Genomic DNA, 19,892 nt, shown 5'->3' on the forward strand with positions numbered 1-19,892 from the left:
GCAAAATGTTTATTGAATTTAAAAGTTGCGTAAATTTTAGCAAATTGAAGGAATTGATTTTGCTTTTTTGACACATTTCAATTCAAAAATAGTATTTTGTCGCTTCTTAAAAATTCTGGCCCATTTATGACGACTAAAAAAGAAGCTCCTCTTCTGCTGGCATTGCTGCCAATCATCATTCTTATTGTTTTACTGACCTCAAATGTGTTGTTATTCGAAGACACTTTGTCGGGTGCTAACCAAATTGCGTTAATGCTTGCAGCGGCAGTGGCCGTATTAGTGGCCTATAAAATGGGATTTAAATGGGAAGCCATTAGTAAAAAGATTGTATCAACCATTGGGTCGGCAATGCCTTCTATTCTTATTCTTTTACTGATCGGATCACTGGCTGGAACCTGGCTGATCAGTGGCGTTGTTCCGGCAATGATTTATTACGGTTTGGATATTATCAGTCCGAAAATGTTTTTGTTTACCGCCGTTGTGGTAAGTGCAATTGTAAGTGTGGCTACCGGAAGTTCGTGGTCGACGATTGCAACCATTGGCGTTGCTTTATTAGGAATTGGTAAAGCAATTGGAATAAACGAAGCTGTTGTAGCCGGTGCGATTATCAGTGGTGCCTATTTTGGCGATAAAATGAGTCCGTTAAGCGACACCACTAACCTGGCGCCTGCCATGGCCGGAACTGACTTATTTACCCACATCCGATACATGGTTTACACAACCGTACCAACTTTAACACTCACGCTAATAATTTTTCTGGTGATTGGTTTTCGCTACGATTTTTCAGCGGCCGCTATCGACGTGGAAAATGTAAAAACGGCTATTGAAGGTACTTTTAACACCAGTCCCTTACTGTTTCTGGTGCCGGTAATTTTGTTGACCGTTATTATTCTGAAAGTTCCGCCACTGCCATCGCTTTTTATCGGCACAATTCTGGGTGGAGTTTTCGCCATTATTTTTCAGCCCGATGTGGTTCGTTCGATTGCCGGACATTTTGAAACTTACACCACGTCTTCGTATTATGCCGTTATGCAGGCCATGTTTGGCGACATCAGCCTAACCACTCCAGATGAAAACGTAAACGAACTATTGAGTACATCGGGAATGAGTGGCATGCTCGATACGGTTTGGCTGATTCTTTCGGCTATGGTTTTTGGCGGTGTAATGGAATCGGCCGGATTGTTAAAACGAATTACACAACCGATTGTGAAATATGCACAGAGCACAGGTAATCTGGTGGCTTCAACCGTTGCAACCTGTTTGTTTTTCAATACCACTGCATCCGACCAGTACATTGCCATTGTTGTTCCGGGAAGGATGTACCGCAAAACCTACCAGGATAAAGGCTTGAAACCCGAATTGCTAAGCCGGACCCTGGAAGACAGCGGAACCGTAACTTCGGTGCTTATTCCGTGGAATACCTGCGGCGCAACACAGTCAAGGGTTCTAGGTGTTGATACCTGGGCCTACGCACCTTATGCTTTCTTTAATATCATCAGTCCGTTTATGACCATGTTGTTTGCCTACCTAAACATCAAAATCAGACGATATGCTCCGGGTGAAAAGAAGGTGGACAATAATGAAAAAGAAGATTAGTGTTCAGTTATAATCAGTCGCAGTTTTCAGTCACAGTATCCAGTTTTCATTCGTCAACTTTAGTCACTGGGAATGAAGGGATGTCATCTTTTGGAAAGATGACATCCCTTTAGTTTGTTTTCCAGCAGTTTTCAGTTGCGAGTCGTTACTAGTCATTTGGCATTAGAAAATTTCAGCTTTAAAGTTTTGATATGTTTTGCACCGCGGCTTTAGCCCGGTGGTTTGGAAAATTTCCGAAAGTAAGGCTTTAGCCTTTAACGGTTCAGATTAAAGTCTAAAGTAACATCTATTTTAAGCTCTAATCACCAATCCATCAACCGTCAATATATTAACAATAGTTAATATATTTATCAACAAATATTGCAATTTATCCCTTGAAGTATTACATTTGAAGCATGAGTTTTAAAATTGAACTTAAAGGAGTTAGTTTATTGGATAGGTTTGACAAAATTGTTTTCGCAGAAAAACAAACTAATATTAAAAGATTAAGCAAGCTTTTTAAGTCAGCCAGTTCTCAAGAACGCAGATTTCAACAATCATTGGAACTTGATTCTGTTCTTGGACAAAAAATTCATTTTACAGATGAAGAGATTCTAGCAGCTATAAAGAGGCAGGAAAAAAAAGATGATTTATCTAAAACATCCGTGGCAGGATTTAATTCTGCTATTTTGTTTAATGGCAATGCTGATATAGAATATACTAATAATGAGTATAACTCCTGGTATGAGGTTCTCAACAACTTAGAACCTGCCAAAATTGAAAATAATCCAAAAAGTTATTATTCATTCTTAATAAAAGAAGCACAAGTATCTCAGAACTTTTCTTTTATTAACGCAATCCTTTGTATCATTTTCCCAACTTTTTTTCAGGATTGGTATTCAAAGGAAATTGAATCACATTATCTTTTAAGAAATTATGAGATTGAAATTCAAGAAGAAATATTGGCAGATTTGTATGTACGAAATGCAATAAAAGCCATTAGAAATGATCTATCCACTACCTTTAAATTTCTACACCTAATATCAATCCAAACTCATTTAAAGGAAGTTTTATTTGAATATTTTGATATTGTTTTTTCTCTCAAAAAAGAGGTTGTTTTGATTTCAAAACATGTTATCAATTCTATTACAACATCTTTAATTACATACAATGACGAGAGAAGAAACATTAAATACATATCGGTTACTTGTTGAACTTAAAATTGGAGATTCAGTACCGGAAATAAATAAAAAAGATTTAGACCGCTCTATCTTCTATCTGGAAGAAAGCCTTAAAAAGAGTGATTTTAAAAAAGTAAAGTTAAATTCAGAAATACTTGGGACAATTGCCGCCATATTTAGGGCTTGGCTCTTCCCTCCTTAGAATTATGAAATTAGGATCAACCATTAAGAGATTGAGAAAAGAAAAAAACATTAGACAAGTAGATTTTGCTAAACAATGTGGTATTTCTCAAACCTATCTATCTCAATTAGAAAACGATGACAGAAACCCCACTATTGACGTGTTGGAAAGAATAAGTAAGACTTTAGAAGTTCCTTATCCTGTATTATCTTTTCTTTCATTGACTGAAGACGATGTTTCCGAAGAAAAACGCGACATGTATCAGCGAATGCAAAAAGTTATGTTTGGTCTTGTCGAGGATGTCTTTCTTTAAAAAGTATAAACTCAAATTGCTAATATCAAATGGCAATGAAAAATTGGCTCAATTCCTCTTTAAAGCCTTAACATACAACTGTTTAGCATATCCTGGGGAATTCTCCTGCAAAACTATTGTTTTCTGGACTTTCAATCGTGTTGACACCTCTTCCATGTTTTAAGCCTTTCAATCCAGGATCAATTATCAATTCACCGTGCTTAGAAACCGCAGCACCCGAAACCATCTGAATCCTCCGGATTCATTCCCCCAATGAACGATGACTAATGACCAGTGACTAACAACTCATAGCTAATTCAAGCATTTCCGCATTAAAGTATTTATGCCTTCCTTTCCTGTAAAGCCATGGTCTTCGGGACTTTCAAGCGCGTTGACGGCTCTTCCATATTTTCATTCGGCAGCCGGTACAACTCGCTGGCTTCGATGCTCAGAAAGCCAAATTCTTCCACCACTTCGCCATAAATGAGGTAACAACCACCGCCTTTAAAGGGGTATTTTGCAGCTACATTCGGAAACTGGACCGTATCAATCCAATGCCCTTCAAAATCGATAAACACACCAAAACTCATGTGTGCGGCCTTGCTTGTTCGGGTGCGTTTTACATGCACCAGGCTGCCAACAATCGCTACTTTCTGCCCGATCAGTTTTGGAAGATCGGCAGCCACGGTCTGCGGCAATTTCAGATCCTCCAACAAACCAAAAGGCGAACGCGTAACCGGAAAACCCAAAAGTTCGATCTCGTCGTAGGCATCTTCCAGCGGGTGAAAATACAGGTCGGGTATCGAAAACTCTTTTACTTCCTGCTGAAACAGTGTGCGGTCGGGCGCTGTTTTTTTTGATTTCGACAAGATGAAATGCGCATTCCAGAGCAGCTCCTTTTTTGATTTTTGGGTGAAGTTGAAAGCTCCTGTACGGATTAAAATACTTACCTGTTCGAGCGAAATGGGCACGCGCCCCAGAAAATCCTGCAGGCTGCGGTAATAACCGCCACGATTACGCTCGTTGAGAACCGCATGAATGGTACTCGTCTCCAGGCTTTTCAGAAAACCCATCCCGAGGAAGATCACTTTCCCGCTGATCACGGTTTCCAGGTTGCTGCGGTTTACACAGGGCGGAAAGATCTTGCCGCCGTGCATCCGCGCTTCGTGCACGTACAACTCGGTGCGGTAAAACCCGCCGCCGTTGTTAATCGTGGCCACCAAATATTCGAGCGGATAGTAAGCTTTAATAAACAGCGCCTGGAAACTCTCCACCGCATACGATGCCGAGTGTCCTTTTGAAAAGGCGTAATTCGCAAAACTCTCGATCTGTGTCCACACACGTTCCACCAATCCGTGATCATAACCTTTTTCAGCACAATTCGAAAAGAACTTGTCCTTTACCTTGCCAAATTCGTTGCGCTGCTTGAACTTCCACGACATCCCGCGTCGCAGAATGTCGGACTCAGCCAGCGTGAGCCCGGCAAACAGGTGCGCCACCTTTATCACATCTTCCTGGTACACCATCACGCCATAAGTTTCTTCCAGCAGTTTGTACAACTCGGGCGCTTCTTCTTTGGCTGCCACACAACGACTACGATCGCGGTAGCGCAGAATGTACTCGCGCATCATTCCGCTTTGTGCCACCCCCGGACGAATGATCGAACTGGCTGCCACCAGCCGCAAATAATCGTCGGCTTCGAGTTTGGTGAGCAGCATTCGCATAGCCGGCGATTCCACATAAAAACAACCAATCGTATTTCCTCGTTTCAGCAACTCCTTTATTTGCTGATCTTCTTTAAAAGTCTTCAGATCGTGAATATCGATCTCTTCTCCCCTGTTTTCGCGGACAATGTGGATGGCATCCTCGATCTTGCTCAGTCCGCGCTGCCCCAGAATATCGAACTTGGCAAAACCAAGGTCTTCGGCTTCAAGCATGCTGAAATGTATCGTAGGGAAACCTTTGGGCGGCATAATGGTGGCAGTGTACGTACTGATCGGCTCTTCGGAAATAAGAATTCCACTGGAATGTACGCTCAAATGACTCGGAAAACCGTGGATAAGTTTACTGTATTTCAGTACCAGCCGGCCAATATCATCCAAATTACGCGGGTCGCTCGTTGCCTGCAATTTTTCAATTTCGTGAGCGGGCAATCCAAAAACTTTCCCCAGTTCGCGAACCACCGATTTATACTGAAAGGTAATGTACGTTCCAACCAGCGCTGTATGATCCCAGCCATGCCGGTCGAAAATGTAACGGGTGATGTGGTCCCGATCTCGGGAGGAAAAATCGATATCAAAATCGGGCGGACTGTTTCTGGCCGGATTGATAAATCGTTCGAAGTACAGGTCGAGTTCGAGCGGATCGACATCGGTGATCCGAAGCAGGTAAGCCACCATGCTGTTGGCACCACTTCCCCGCCCCACGTAGTAGCAGCCCTGACTGCGGGCATATTCAACCAGGTTCCAGTTGATCAGAAAATAAGAGGCAAAATCCATTTGTTTGATGATCGCCAGTTCCTTCTCTATACGCTCCACCACTCTGGGCGAAGGCTCGCCAAAACGATAACGAATGCCCTCCCACGCCATTTTTCGAAGCAGGATAAAATCCTCGGCAGGCGAGTTCGTAAAGCACTTCTTGTTTTTCGACTGTTTAAAGGCAAATTCAATCGAGCAAGAGTCGATGATTTTCTGCGTATTTCGAATCAGTTGCGGAAAATCACGGAACTGCTCGTAAATATCCTGGCGAGGCCACATAATCTCGTCGGGGCTGGCTTCCTCGCTTTTTGGAAGACGGCTCAGCAGCGTGTTATTATCCATCGTTCGAAGCAAGCGATGTATATTAAAATCGCGTTTATTTCTGAAAGTAACCGCCTGCAACACCACCAGTTTTTCCTGGTAATTCCGCAAGTCGCCAAATACGCGGTTGATTTGCGAAGGCCGCACGCCAACAAATTCATTTTCCGTTAAATCCTTTGGATGAACAGCACCCAGCGGGTAAACGAAATATGCATCAGCAATCTCGGGTGCACGATCCGGAATTTTGGCTTCGGAATGCAGGTGATAAGTCAGGTGTTCGTTCAGTGCCCGAAAACCACTGTTGTTGCGGGCAATCCCCACGTATTTTTGCTGCGCCCCGTTCCGGAAATCGATACCGACCACCGGTCTGATGTCTTTCCCTTCGCAGCGACGAATAAAATCAATGGTTGCCGAAGTGTTGTTAATATCCGTCAATACAAGTTCACGATAGCCTTTATCAATGGCTTCCTGAATCAGCTCGTCGATAGAAATCGTTCCGAACTTATAACTGTAATATGTGTGGCAATTTAGTAACATGAAAAATGCATAAATGCGTTAATGCGAGAATGCTTTAATATGAGTTGTGAGCTACGAGCCATGAGCTTCGAGCTGTTACTCACTGGCCATTAGTCATCGGTTCTTACTGAACACTGCGACTGCTCACTGAACACTTTTTTTCTTTCCTTCATCAATCCAAAATCCCCGTCCGACCAAGGGCATCCGGGCGGAGTTAATCAATATTCATCATTCTCAGTTCCCTCTCCGTCAGTCGACGGAGAACGAGGAACCTACTCTTTTTCCCCATCTTAAATCATAAATCGTTAATCTTCAATCAATATTCATCATTCAAACTCTACATCCTCCGGTGTGCCGGAATTACCGGCGGTTGCCCGTTAAACGGGTTGCTCATATGCCCGATGCCGCGGATACCGAGCGTGGAAGCACGTTGCACGGCAGTCGAACCAAAACGGTTGCGCATTTTGTCCATCTGCTGGTACAGGCGGATCAGTTTGGCATTGTCCTCAAACAAACGCATCTGGTAGCTGCCCCCGATTAAATGACTGAAACGTACGCCCACCAGTCGCACCAGTACGCGGCGGTTGTACAACTGGTCGAAAAGTTCCATCACCGTCTCTATCAGGGTATGGTCGAGCGAAGTGTAAGGGATCCGCTTTTGCCGGGTGCGCGTGTCGAAATCGGAATAACGCACCGTTACCGTTACCACCGAAGTGAGTCTGTTTCCGTTGCGCAGCGCAAAGGCCAGTTTTTCGGTCATGGCCAGCAACAGGTTTTTAAGTGCCGCTACATTTATGGTATCTTTCTCAAAAGTCAGCGACGAAGAAATGGATTTCCGCTCGCTATAAGGTTCCACCAGCGAATTATCGATTCCCTGCGCTTTTTTCCACAATGCAATCCCGTTCTTGCCCATCACCTTTTCCATCAGTTCAACAGGCATTTCCTGGATCGTTTTCACATACTTAACGCCCATGCTCAGCAGCATTTTGTAGGTCTGGTCGCCCACCATCGGGATCTTTTTCACCACCAGCGGTGCCAGGAAACTCTTTTCCTGCCCTTCTTCAATCTTTACATGATTATTGGGTTTTACCTCGTTGGTAGCCACTTTCGACACGGTTTTGTTGGTCGACAAGCCAAAAGAAATCGGAAGGTGCGTTTCTTTGATGATCCGCTCGCGAAGTTCCTGCGCCCATTTGTAGCTGCCGTAAAACTTGTCCATGCCGGTAACATCAATATAAAACTCATCGATGGAGGATTTTTCGTATAACGGCGCCGACTCTTGAATGATCTCGGTGATCGTATCCGAAAATTTGCTGTAGATCGAGCTGTTGCCTTTTACTACAATGGCATGCGGACAAAGCTGCTGCGCCATTCGCATCGGCATGGCCGAATGGATACCGTACTGCCGGGCCTCGTAACTACAGGCCGCCACCACTCCACGCCCGGTGATACCGCCTACCAGCACCGGTTTGCCGTTCAATTCCGGGTTCAGCAAGCGCTCGCACGACACGAAAAAAGTGTCCAAATCAATATGTACAATGTTTCTGCCCACTCAATTGTCGATATTATCGTCATAATCCAGACTATAATTTAGTCATTATTTCTTATATTTGCATGGAAAAGTTGGAAGATTGAAGAAAAGATTGCTTCACCTCTCCGTCAGCCGACGGATCGGTTCGCAATGACATAGTTTTAATAAGTTTGGGAGTTTGGGCGCGGCAACGCCGCGCCCAAACTCCTCCTCCTTCTGATTTAAATAGTCATTGCGAAGAAGGAGGAACGACGACTGAAGCAATCTTTCAAAACTTACAAAGAACAATAAAACGAAACAAGATGTACTTTGCAGACAACCTTAAATTCTTACGGACACGGCGCCAGAAGTCGCAAATGGATCTGGCGGCGGAGCTCGGACTGACCCGCACCACCCTGTCGGGTTACGAGAAAAATGTACAACCACCTTTTAAGGTGCTGATCCGCATTTCGGAATATTTCAATATCTCGCTGGATGCACTCATCAAATACCGGCTCGAAGTATTGTCGGAATTTCAGCTTTCGCAAATAGAGAAAGGCTTCGATGTGGATGTTACCGGCAACAAACTCCGGCTGCTTACTATTTCGGTTGACAGCGAAGGTGACGAAAACATCGAAATGGTGCCGGTAAAAGCCCAGGCCGGTTACACAAGTAGTTACGGAGACCTCGATTTTATTGCCTCTCTGCCCAAATTCAAACTACCCTTTCTTCCTAAAAACCGTACTTACCGCAGTTTTCAGATCAAAGGCGATTCAATGCTGCCCATAAAAGAAGGATCGTGGGTGACCTGTTCATTTGCTGAAGACTGGACGACGATTAAAGATGGAAAGGCCTGTATTGTGGTTACAAAAGACGAAGGCATTGTTTTTAAGCTAATCTACAAATACCTGGACGAAGGCAACCTCCTGCTGGTTTCAACCAACCGCGATTATTCGCCCTACAAATTACCTGTATCGCAAATCCTGGAGATATGGCTGTTTGAAACAGTGAACACTTTTGAGATTTCTAAATAACGTCTATTTTGAAGTTCTTTTTAAACGCTAATCATGTATTTTAGTCAAAAGACAAAATTACAACTTAACCAAAATGAAAATCAAATCAGTTTTTTCACTAATCGCCCTTTTTATTTTTTCAATTACTCTTTCAGCTCAGGATAATTACATGAATTACTGGCCACAGTGGCGTGGCCCGTTGGGAACAGGAGCAGCAGTAAAAGGAAATCCACCCATCGAATTCAGCGAAACTCAGAACCTGAAATGGAAGACTGAGATTCCGGGAAAAGGCAATGCTACTCCCATCGTTTGGGGAGACAAGATAATTGTTCAGTCGGCAGTGCCAACCGACCAGAAAGGCAACAAAGACGATTCGGAAAGTGGCAACCCCATGAGTCCGGTTAGCACGGAGTTCATCCACGATTTCAAAGTATTCTGTATCGACCGGAATTCAGGAAAAATTGATTGGGAAACAACCGTAACCAGCGAACTGCCGTTGGAAAACACCCATGACCTTAGCAGCTGGGCATCGAATTCGCCTTGTACCGATGGCGAACATATCTATGCTTATTTTGGATCACGTGGTTTATACAGTCTCGATTTTGAAGGAAATGTTCTTTGGAAAAGGGATTTCGGACAAATGCAAAAACGTGCCAGTTTTGGTGAAGGTGCTTCTCCGTTTTTATACAAAGACCGGTTATTTATTTTGTGGGATCATGAAGGCGATTCGTGGTTATTCTGCATCGATAAAAATACCGGTGAAGAATTATGGAAAGTTGCCCGGGATGAAGGAACCAGCTGGTCGACACCAATTGTAGCAGAAGTGAACGGAAAACCTCAGGTGATTACTGCAGCAACAAAAGCAATTCGAAGCTACGATATTGAAACAGGTGATTTAATTTGGTCGGGAACCGGTTTAACGGGTAATGTAATTCCAAATCCAATGGTTGAAAATGGCATTTTGTACGCGATGAGTGGGTTTCGTGGATCTGCCCTTCAAGCCATAAACCTATCGAAAGCAAAAGGCGATATAACCGGTACCGAAGCAGTGACCTGGGAATACAATCAGGACACTCCCTATACGCCCGGTGCGGTATTGATGGATGGCAAACTGTACTTTCTCAGAGCAAACAACGGATTTCTAAGCTGTTTGAATGCAAGAGACGGTTCGGTTGTGTATTCAAAACAAAAAGTGGAAGGAATCAGTACGCTATTCAGTTCACCTACCGGTGCTGCAGATCGTTTATACATTGCTGCCGAAAATGTATGTGTGGTGATAAAAGCCGGTGAAACATACGAGTTGCTTAAATCTAATATCCTGAACGACAATTTTCATGCATCTCCAGTAATTGTTGACGATCAGCTTATATTAAGAGGTTTTAATGCCTTGTACTGTTTTGAGGAATAAGATCACTTCTGCCCCACCAAACCTGAATTTGGCTCTTCTCCGCCAATTGCGCATGTGGATAACAGATTTACGGGAAAAGCTTACCAGCGTTAATCTCCAATGCTGAAGAAAAGATGCAATAAAGAAAATTCTTGAAGTTGACTATCCCCGTGGCAAAGCCAAGGGGTATTACGCCAACTTCATTTCAGCTAAAACGCTGAAAACCAAATTTTCTTTATTTCACCCCTCTGTCAGCCACAAAGGCTGACATCTCCCCTCGATCGGGGAGAAAAAGCGGCCCCCCGTGGCAAAGCCGCGGAGAATTATTCAGATTAAACGCTTCCCTGGAATCGCTAACATTGCTCTTTTAAACCTAAAAGTACATGTGAAACTTCCGAAACAACAATACTGTTTCTTTGGGGCAATTTAATCCTTGCGCAAGCAGTAAAGCAACACCCTCCATATTTTCGAATAATTCATTTTTTCGAATTCTAATTCAAACACAATTCAGCGACAAATAAAATCTACACAAAAACCTATATATCTGAATATTAAATCACATACATACTAACAAAAAACCAAACAAAACCAAAAATACAAAAATATTATATTGCACATATGTTTGTTTTAAACAACGATTTAATATACATTTGTATCGATCATTAGTTAATTATAAGATGAAAACAATTATAACTTCCACCGGAGATAATTTAGCGTCGAAATTTGATTTGCGTTTTGGCAGAGCCGGATGGTTTTGCCTGTTTGACAGAACCACAAAATCAATCGATTTCATTGAAAACAGCTTCAAAAACACGAACGGGGGCGCCGGCACAAAAACCTCAGAAATGGCCGCAAAACTCGGAGCTTCCCAAGTGATTTCCGGTGATTTTGGCCCCAAAGCCAAAACGATGCTTGAAAAATTCAACATTCAGATGATCATTCTGAACGAGTCAGAATTGAGCGTGCAGGATGTCATCAATCAAATCAATCAAAATTAAAAGCCATGCCAGGATTAAATGCAACAGGACCACTTGGGGCAGGTGCCCGCACTGGTCGACAATTGGGAAGATGCAGAGAAGAAATTCAGGAAACAACTCAGGTTCAGGAGAACACAGGAAACAGACACGGATTCCGCTTTCGCTTTCAAACAGATGAACTGGAAGAATTAAGAGGACAAGAACGAGGCTGGAGGGCCGGTTTCGGCGGCCGTGGAAAAGGACGTGGCCGAGGAATGGGAAATCGATTTGGAAACAGAAAATAATAAGGATATGAATAAGAAAATTGCTATACCGGTAAATGAAACCGGAGTTCTTGATGCACACTTCGGGCATTGCAAATACTTTGCATTATTAGATGTAAACGAAGGAGAAATTCTTTCGGAAGAACTGCTTACACCACCGCCACACGAACCCGGATTACTTCCCCGCTGGCTCGCAGAACAGGGAGTTACAGACGTGTTAGCAGGAGGAATGGGGCAAAAAGCCATCCAGATTTTCAACTACAACAACGTAAATGTTTTTGTGGGAGCACCGAAACAAAGCGCTAAAGAGTTGGTTGAAGGCTATCTGGAATCGAGTATTGAATTTACTGCCAACTACTGCGACCATTAATATACGCACTTTGTTTTTAACCGTACGATTCGTTTTCGGATCGCCCTGGAAATGTTAGCTACGAAATTGATTCCCCGAAGGCAACTTCGGGGAATCCTTGTATAGTCGGCTGCCCATATTTCGGGACAATTTTGTTTACAACATGAAAATAGCCATAGCAAGTGGAAAAGGAGGAACAGGTAAAACCACTGTTGCCGTAAACCTGTACTATTTTCTTTCGAGGGAACTGGATAACCGGGTAAAGCTGGTGGATTGTGACGTGGAAGAACCCAACGACATGCTATTTTTAAACAATACGGAATTGACTGAAAAAAAGGATGTTGTCACACTTGTTCCGAAAATCGTTACTAAAAAATGCACCTTTTGTAAGAAATGTTCTGATTGGTGCGAGTTCAATGCCATCTCAATCGTAAAGGCTTTGAAATTTGCAGAGGTTAGAAATGACCTTTGCCATTCGTGTGGCGCCTGTAGTGTTGCCTGCGAATTCGGCGCCATTACAGAACATGCACAGCCACTTGGAAATATTTCGAAGTACAAAACCGATTTTGGATCAGGAGTGATTGAAGGTCGGCTTGAAATTGGTTCGGCTATGCAAACTTCGCTGATAAAAGAGGTAAAGAAATCAGTTGATTTGAGTGAAGATTTGATTTTGCTTGATGCTCCTCCAGGCACCAGTTGCCCGGTAGTTGAAACCGTTTCGGATGCCGATTTTATCATTTTGGTTACCGAACCAACTCCATTCGGATTACACGACCTGCAACTCACTGTTGACCTGATTCGCGAATTAAAGATTCCGTTCGGAGTTATTGTAAACAAAGCAGGACTTGGCAACAACGAAGTTTTCAGGTACCTGGAGCAACAAAATATTGAGCTGATCGGGACCATTCCCTATTCACGTGATTATGCTTCTGCGTACTCAAAAGGCGAATTGCTTACAACCATCAGTGATGAAATTGCAGGATATTATGAAAGTGCAGTACAGCGAATCATTCAAATTAAACAAAGCGCATGAAGGAGATTACCATATTAAGTGGAAAAGGCGGCGCTGGAAAAACATCGGTTACGGCTGCATTGGCTTCAATTACAGGAAACACTGTCTTTTGCGATAACGATGTAGATGCAGCGGATTTGCACCTCATTTTTGAACCTGAAATCAAAGAAAAGCACAAGTTCTCAAGCGGATCGATTGCAACGATCGATCCTGATATATGCACCAATTGCGGCTTGTGTGAAAGTAGCTGCCGTTTCAACGCTATTCACCCGAACGATGAAGACCTTCCGGTAGTAAATCCGTTTCAGTGCGAAGGATGCCGCTTATGTGAACGGATCTGCCCGGCAAACGCCATTTCAACCGAAGAAAATTTTAACAATAACTGGTATGTTTCCGACACACGTTTCGGAAAGATGGTACACGCCAAAATGGGACCGGGCGAAGAGAACTCGGGCAAACTGGTTAGTCGAATCCGTGAACGGGCACGTGAAATTGCGGGCGAAATTCAGGCAGAATTCATTATAAGCGATGGCCCTCCGGGAATTGGATGCTCAGCAATTTCTTCGGTAACAGGGACCGATGTTGTTCTGCTGGTTATCGAGCCCACTATTTCGGGTTTGCACGATGCCAAACGACTGGTTGAACTGGTTGAATCGTTCAATATCCCAATGTTTGCCACAATCAATAAATACGATATCAATACCGATGTATCGGCAAAAGTTGAACGCTACCTCAAAAGCAAACAAATTCAGGTTCTGGGCCGACTGCCTTTTGATGAAAAAATGGTAGAATCAATGGTTCACAAAAAAAGTGTTATTGAATACGCGCCGGACAGCCCGATCAGTAAAGAAATCAGGACGGTTTGGAATTCATTTGCAAACACTTAGTATTTTAATTTCAGCTTTGTAAATTCAAAATAAATTAAAACATTTGTGCAAATGAGATTACAAGCGTGTTAACAAATAAAAATTCCACACATAATTTCAAAGCTTTTTTATGGCATGCCACTTTTCTGGCTTTTGCCAAGAATTTTATGGATGTTGATACCATCATTCCGGCCATGATCGTGGAAGCCGGTGGTGGAGCGCTACACATCGGCATCATGACAGCCATAATGCTTGGCGGTTCAAGCTTTACACAACTTTTCTTTGCACCGTATCTCAGCAACAAAACCTATAAAAAGAATTACTTGTTACTGGGAATCAATACGCGTATTTTCGCACTGTTTGGATTGGGAATACTGCTCTTCTTTTTGCAGGCCAAACATGCAAGTTTTGTGATTTGGTTCACCTTCTTATTTATCACCTTATTTTCGCTGGCCGGAGCGTTTGCCAACATCAGTTACACCGATATTCTGGGAAAGTCAGTCAATCCGGATAAACGCAAGACTTTCTTTTCATCTTTGCAAATCATATCAGGAATTATTGTGCTGGCCTCTGCTTTTCTGGTTAAAAAAATTCTGATCTGGAAGGCTTATCCAACCAACTATGCCATCATGTTTTTTGCCGGTGCCGGAATTCTTCTAATCGCATCAGGCGGATTTTGGGCCATTAAAGAGGTGGTACCCTCGAAACTCAAAATAAAAGGGCTAAAATCGTTTTTTAAAGTGCTCAGAACCGAATTGAAAGAAAATCCCAAGCTTCCGTACTTTCTGGGCTTCATTAATACGCAGGGAATTGCTATTTCGTTCCTGCCTTTTGTAATTCTTTATGCCAAGGAAACATTCGGTACAACAAGCAGTGCCACCGGCACATTTCTTATCTTCAAAGTAATTGGAATTGTGTTTGTGAGTTTTCTGGTTTTAATCGGTGCAAAAAAACTGAAGTACAACGTGCTGCTTTTTTCCAATGTGGCACTCTCACTTATTCTGGCCTTGCTGGCTATTCTTATACACGCCCCCAACCTGGTAAAGTACATTTTTGTGTTGGGAGGCGTTGTTTATTCGCTGTACACCATGACCATGAGCGGTTTGCTCCTTGAAGTTTCGGGTAACGAAAACCGTGCCTTGTACACCGGTTTTGCCGGTGCCGGAAACATTCTGCCGGCTCTTTTCCCTTTATTAGGTGGAAGCATCATCGAAACGTTTGGATTCCGGATCTTCTTCATTATCTTTATGATAATTATACTATCGGCTACATTTTTTATACTTAAAATCGACTGTAAACGCTAACTGAAAACCATTGCTAATGAAAATCAACATCCTAACCGAAAACATTGCCGGAGGTAAATTTCTGGCGCAACACGGCCTCTCCTATTTAATTGAAATCGACGACGAAATGATCCTGTTCGACACCGGACACACCGATGTATTTTTAAAAAATGCTGCCGTTCTCGGATTTAATGTTCAGCGCGATGTTAACACAGTTGTTTTAAGCCACGGTCATTGGGATCATGGCGACGGATTGCAATTTTTAAATAATAAAATTCTATACACACATCCGGCAACTTTCGAAAAACGTTATCGAAAATCGGATGGAGCTCCGGTTGGATTATGGCAAAACAAAACTGAAATTGAGCAGAATTTTAAACTTATTGAAAGCGATTCTCCCGTTCAACTCACCGAAAATTTATGGTACCTGGGCGAAATTCCACGCTTAAATACTTTTGAGAGCAAAACTACAGATTTCGCATTTGGCAACGGCGAAGACGACTTCATTTACGACGATTCAGCCCTGGTAGCAATTAATAACGATAAACTGACTGTTATATCGGGTTGCGCTCACTCGGGTATTTGCAACATTTGCGAGTACGCGAAAAAAGTAACGGGTGTAGATAAAATTGATACAGTAATTGGTGGCTTTCATTTAAAAGATCAGGGAGAACAAACACAGAAAACGCTGGAATATTTTAAGGAAAACCAAATTAAAAATCTGTTGCCCTCGCATTGTACATCAATGCCGGCTAAAACTTTCTTTCAAAAAAGTTTCGATTTCCCGGAAGTAAAAACCGGGATGTGCTTCGAATTTTAGTAAGCCTGTTGAAAAACAATCTCACTTAAACCGGCTACTTTGTTGCCGTCGTAATAAATCCGAACATTCAGTTTGTGGTCTTCAACTTTTACCACTTTCTCGGAGGTCCATTTCTGTTCACCCGGCAATAACGAATAGGCCTCAGTCAACTGATTCTCAAAAGCCAGCTTTTGCCACGACGACTTTTCAACATCTCCTATTTTTGCCCTAATGCGGTATACACCGTTTCGCACATTTATTACGTAATCGAAATAATTTTCGGGATTAGTACACCTGGCAGGTGTTCCTTTAAACAGCACTTTACTTAAGCGTGCGTTACCTGCATCGCCTTTTGTCACCCATTCTACTTTTTCCGTCACATTCCAGTGATCAAATTCCCAGCCTTTACCGTAGTAGCCTTCAAAAGCCGAAACATTTTGCACATTGCCATTCAAACGTGGCGCACCGCCAAATTCGATTTTCCCTTTCGAAAAGGTTTTAGTAACACCATAGCTGTACTTGTAGCACATTGTGTACAATTGCGGAAAAAAGTTCAGGCAGTTCTCGTACCTGTTTTCGAATGAAGGAGCAGAATCGGAATAAATCACCGCCAAGTGAAGAAATCCCCATTTATTGTCTCCCCAGGCAGTACCGATCAACTCTCCCCGTTCAAGTTTCTGGCCTTTTCGTACTTCTATATTTTTTCTGAACAAACCGTCGTAAACGTAATAGATTCCGGGATTTGCCATGCTCGCAAGTAAAAGACATTTCGCTTCTTCCACGTCGCTGTCTTCAATCCACACAACTTCACAATCTTCAATGGCAACTATCCAGTGTTTCTGTAATCCCCGTGCATCATTCATATTTATTGCAATTCCGGGATAAGTATCGTAATTGTTATCCTTTGTTGGATAGTACGAAAACATGTAAGTTTCCTCTTCCCCGTACCATACAAATCCATCGTTAAAAGCAACCGGGAAAAAAACGGTATTCAAATCGAGCCAGCTGGAACTGCTTCCTGTTAAGCAAATCAATGCATCACCCGTTAGCAGGCCATGAACCTTTTTGTTTTTTGCCAGGTGCTTAATATTTACATTGTCGGCGACGAATACATTCACAGGGCCACTGATTACCGGCAAACTTCTTCGCGAAACTTTTAACCACAAAGTATCATTCCCTATTTTTAGCTGGTTGCAATGCTTGTCAATATCCAGAAGCTGCACTGTTGTTCCTTCAAACGAAATGCTGTCGCCAACATTCATGTTATAATAAAACGAGTTACCCCAAACAATGTCGGCTGTGGAATTTTCGCTAGCTGCAGATACCAGCCCAAGCATCAACAAAAGAAGTATATAAAATGGCTTTTTCAAGTAAAAAGAATTTTCAGGTTTACCATCGGTTTAAATATTATGATATACAAATCTACCAAATATTAGGCGATTGCGTGCACACGAATAGTAGTTAGAGGACATTAAATTCAGAAAATATCCATTCTTAATCTTGATTAAAATCATGGAAATAAATGGAATTTATTAGACATAACAATAAGCGTTTTTTGTAAATTTGATTCAGTTCAGAAATAGAAATGTGAGCAATTCATGAATAAACGCCTTTTAATTTCACTGTTACTCTTAGTTTCACTGATGCAATCCAATGCGCAATCGGTTGGACTTGTGCTTAGCGGAGGCGGAGCAAAAGGCATGGCTCATATCGCGGTGATCAGGGTTTTAGAGGAAAACAACATTCCGATCGATTACATTGCGGGCACTTCAATTGGCGCTATTGTGGGTGGTTTGTATGCTGCCGGCTATTCGCCCGATGAAATGGAGGAACTCTTCAAATCGGATGATTTCTATTTTTGGTCGACCGGAAAAATGCAACGCGAGTACCGTTATTACTTTAAGCGAGCCGAAACGGAACCAACCTGGATTACGCTGCGTGTAGCAAAAAAGGATGAAAAGTTGAAGGTTCTGCCTCCAACCAACATCATCCCGGCCGAACAAATGGATTTTGCGTTTATGGAACTTACTGCGGCTACAAGTGCTGCCTGCAACTACGATTTTAACAAACTGATGGTTCCGTTTTTCTGTGTAGCTGCCGATGTTAATGCCAGTGAACCGGCTGTGCTTCGCAACGGTGATTTGGGTAATGCTATTCGTGCCTCGATGACGGTCCCGCTTTATTTCAAACCGATAGAAATTGATGGTCGTTTGATGTTTGATGGAGGGATACTGAACAACTTCCCTACCGAATACATGAAGGATATTTACAAACCTGACATCATTATCGGGCATAAGGTTGCCGACAATGCGAAAGCTGCTGATCCCGACGATGTAATGCGCCAAATATCGAACATGGTGATGCGTCCAACTAATTTTGAAATTGATCCAAAAGACGGCATTCTGCTTGAAACAAAATTTGAAGACGTTGGGTTGCTCGATTTTAACAAAATTGATCTGGCCATTCAAAAAGGAGAACAAACTGCTTTGAGTGCGATTGACAGCATAAAAAACCTCGTTAAACGAAGGGTTCCGCAAGATGAAATAGATAGAAAAAGAAGCAATTTTAATGCGCGTAAACCCGCCCTCTATTTTCAGAATATACAGATTGAGGGAGTGGAAGACCCGATGCAACGCCAGTTTATTATTCAAAGCATTAAACACCGTTCGGATATTGTGGCTTTGAAGGATCTGAAAACAGAATATTTCAAACTGATAGCGGATGAAAACCTAAAATCGATACAGCCAATAACTTATTACAACCCAAAATCGGGGTACTTCGATTTACATTTGAAGGTTGAGCTGGAGAAAAAATTTGATGTGAATTTTGGTGGTAACCTGTCAACAAAACCGATCAACCAGGGTTTTGCCAGTTTTAACTACCGCAGTTACCATTCAAGGGCTTACAAACTTTATTCGAACCTGTATTTCGGAAGGTTTTACAGCTCGGCTAAATTTGGAGGACGCATTGACTACTCAACGCGACTGCCATTCTATCTTTCCTATTATTTTACAATGAACCGCTGGGATTATTATGCCTCGAGTACCGAACTCTTTTTTGAGAATGTTCGCCCGCCATACATTATTCAGGACGAATTGAACATGCGACTCGAATGTGGTTTTCCGTTGGGGCTTCACACCAAACTTTCTGCCGGTCTGGCTTATTCATCTGCTGATGACCGGTTTTACAGGGCTGAAGATTTTGAAGTACGCGACACACCTGATAATTCCTACTTTCGAGCATTTGTTGGCCATATCGGTTTTGAAAACAATTCGCTCAACTACAAACAATACGCCACCGAAGGATCGTGGAAGAGCATTGAACTTAGGGCAGTTTCGGGAAATGAGTCCTTCGAATCGGGAACTGTTGGAACGAAAATCGGAGGTAGAAAAATTCATCATAATTATGGCATTGTCAGTGGTAAATTGTTGAATTATTTTGAACTCAACAATTTTATCACACTAGGCACACATTTGGAAGCAACTGCAAGTAATAAAGATTTGTTTAAGACCTACCGTTCCACCAAATTATCAGCACCTGGATTTAGTCCTACTCCACATAGCAAATCACTGTTTATCGAGAAATTTCATTCCAATAATTTTCTGGCAGGTGGCTTGAAAACTATTTTCAAAATTTCGTCTGATATGCACATGCGCGTTGAAGGTTACGCCTTTCTGCCCATAAAAGAAGAGTTGATTAACGAAGATCTGACTGCTTACAGAAGTAGTAATTTTTTCGAAAATTACTATTTACAGGCGGCGGCAGCATTGGTTTACCAAACCGGAGTCGGACCAGTGAGCCTATCCATGAATTATTACGATAAAGAAAATACCCAGTTATTTGTAACACTCAATTTCGGGTACATACTCTTTAATAAACGTGGGTTGTAA

At 42.5% G+C, this 19,892-nt stretch carries 16 protein-coding genes; 13 read left to right on the top strand and 3 right to left on the bottom strand.

Annotated elements, in window-relative coordinates:
- Positions 1-126 precede the first annotated feature (126 nt).
- The 3 genes from nhaC (at position 127) to HFD85_RS09380 (ending at position 3,250) form a co-directional block, all read left to right on the top strand.
- The gene (nhaC, locus tag HFD85_RS09370) at positions 127-1,596 is read left to right on the top strand and encodes a Na+/H+ antiporter NhaC (RefSeq protein WP_167608154.1); all 1,470 of its coding nucleotides are present in this window, start codon (positions 127-129) and stop codon (positions 1,594-1,596) included.
- 395 nt (positions 1,597-1,991) lie between these two features.
- A complete protein-coding gene (locus tag HFD85_RS09375; protein ID WP_167608157.1) occupies positions 1,992-2,789 on the top strand; it encodes a hypothetical protein in 798 nt (265 codons plus the stop codon).
- A 122-nt stretch (positions 2,790-2,911) separates the two neighbouring features.
- Entirely contained in the window at positions 2,912-3,250 is a 339-nt protein-coding gene (locus HFD85_RS09380) for a helix-turn-helix domain-containing protein (RefSeq protein ID WP_167608160.1), read from the top strand.
- 320 nt (positions 3,251-3,570) lie between these two features.
- Here the strand turns inward: HFD85_RS09380 and HFD85_RS09385 are convergent, their stop codons facing one another.
- Together HFD85_RS09385 and dinB are read right to left on the bottom strand one after the other, a co-directional pair.
- On the bottom strand, positions 3,571-6,564 hold the full coding sequence (locus tag HFD85_RS09385; RefSeq protein WP_167608162.1) for a DNA polymerase III subunit alpha: 2,994 nt from the start codon (positions 6,562-6,564) through the stop codon (positions 3,571-3,573).
- A gap of 316 nt (positions 6,565-6,880) precedes the next feature.
- The gene (dinB, locus tag HFD85_RS09390; protein ID WP_167608165.1) at positions 6,881-8,095 is read right to left on the bottom strand and encodes a DNA polymerase IV; all 1,215 of its coding nucleotides are present in this window, start codon (positions 8,093-8,095) and stop codon (positions 6,881-6,883) included.
- 281 nt (positions 8,096-8,376) lie between these two features.
- On the opposite strand from dinB, the gene HFD85_RS09395 reads away from it, so the two are divergent.
- The 9 genes from HFD85_RS09395 to HFD85_RS09435 all read left to right on the top strand — a co-directional run bounded on the left by HFD85_RS09395 (position 8,377) and on the right by HFD85_RS09435 (position 16,023).
- On the top strand, positions 8,377-9,087 hold the full coding sequence (locus HFD85_RS09395; RefSeq protein ID WP_167608168.1) for an XRE family transcriptional regulator: 711 nt from the start codon (positions 8,377-8,379) through the stop codon (positions 9,085-9,087).
- Positions 9,088-9,160: 73 nt separating this feature from the next.
- The gene (locus HFD85_RS09400) at positions 9,161-10,474 is read left to right on the top strand and encodes an outer membrane protein assembly factor BamB family protein (RefSeq protein ID WP_167608170.1); all 1,314 of its coding nucleotides are present in this window, start codon (positions 9,161-9,163) and stop codon (positions 10,472-10,474) included.
- 656 nt (positions 10,475-11,130) lie between these two features.
- Positions 11,131-11,451, top strand: a complete 321-nt coding sequence (locus HFD85_RS09405; protein WP_167608173.1) for a NifB/NifX family molybdenum-iron cluster-binding protein — start codon at positions 11,131-11,133, stop codon at positions 11,449-11,451.
- Positions 11,452-11,456: 5 nt separating this feature from the next.
- On the top strand, positions 11,457-11,714 hold the full coding sequence (locus HFD85_RS09410) for a DUF5320 domain-containing protein (protein ID WP_167608175.1): 258 nt from the start codon (positions 11,457-11,459) through the stop codon (positions 11,712-11,714).
- A 7-nt stretch (positions 11,715-11,721) separates the two neighbouring features.
- Positions 11,722-12,063 carry a NifB/NifX family molybdenum-iron cluster-binding protein gene (locus HFD85_RS09415; RefSeq protein ID WP_167608178.1) on the top strand — a complete coding sequence of 114 codons (342 nt, stop codon included), beginning with the start codon at positions 11,722-11,724 and terminating at the stop codon, positions 12,061-12,063.
- 142 nt (positions 12,064-12,205) lie between these two features.
- The gene (locus HFD85_RS09420) at positions 12,206-13,075 is read left to right on the top strand and encodes a nucleotide-binding protein (RefSeq protein WP_167608181.1); all 870 of its coding nucleotides are present in this window, start codon (positions 12,206-12,208) and stop codon (positions 13,073-13,075) included.
- Entirely contained in the window at positions 13,072-13,941 is an 870-nt protein-coding gene (locus HFD85_RS09425; protein WP_167608184.1) for a 4Fe-4S binding protein, read from the top strand. The genes HFD85_RS09420 and HFD85_RS09425 overlap by 4 nt, the downstream gene beginning before the upstream one ends.
- A gap of 65 nt (positions 13,942-14,006) precedes the next feature.
- Positions 14,007-15,224 (top strand): MFS transporter, encoded by a 1,218-nt coding sequence (locus tag HFD85_RS09430; protein WP_240925030.1) that lies wholly within the window; start codon positions 14,007-14,009, stop codon positions 15,222-15,224.
- A 16-nt stretch (positions 15,225-15,240) separates the two neighbouring features.
- Complete coding sequence (locus tag HFD85_RS09435) at positions 15,241-16,023, top strand: MBL fold metallo-hydrolase (protein ID WP_167608187.1); 783 nt, start codon at positions 15,241-15,243, stop codon at positions 16,021-16,023.
- Here HFD85_RS09435 and HFD85_RS09440 read toward each other — a convergent pair.
- On the bottom strand, positions 16,020-17,372 hold the full coding sequence (locus tag HFD85_RS09440) for a M23 family metallopeptidase (RefSeq protein WP_167608189.1): 1,353 nt from the start codon (positions 17,370-17,372) through the stop codon (positions 16,020-16,022). The genes HFD85_RS09435 and HFD85_RS09440 overlap by 4 nt on opposite strands.
- Positions 17,373-17,600: 228 nt before the next feature.
- Between HFD85_RS09440 and HFD85_RS09445 the strand changes: the two genes are divergently transcribed.
- A complete protein-coding gene (locus HFD85_RS09445; protein WP_167608192.1) occupies positions 17,601-19,892 on the top strand; it encodes a patatin-like phospholipase family protein in 2,292 nt (763 codons plus the stop codon).

It is taken from the genome of Maribellus sediminis (assembly GCF_011799805.1).
In the GTDB taxonomy this organism is placed as follows: Bacteria; Bacteroidota; Bacteroidia; order Bacteroidales; family Prolixibacteraceae; genus Draconibacterium; species Draconibacterium sediminis_A.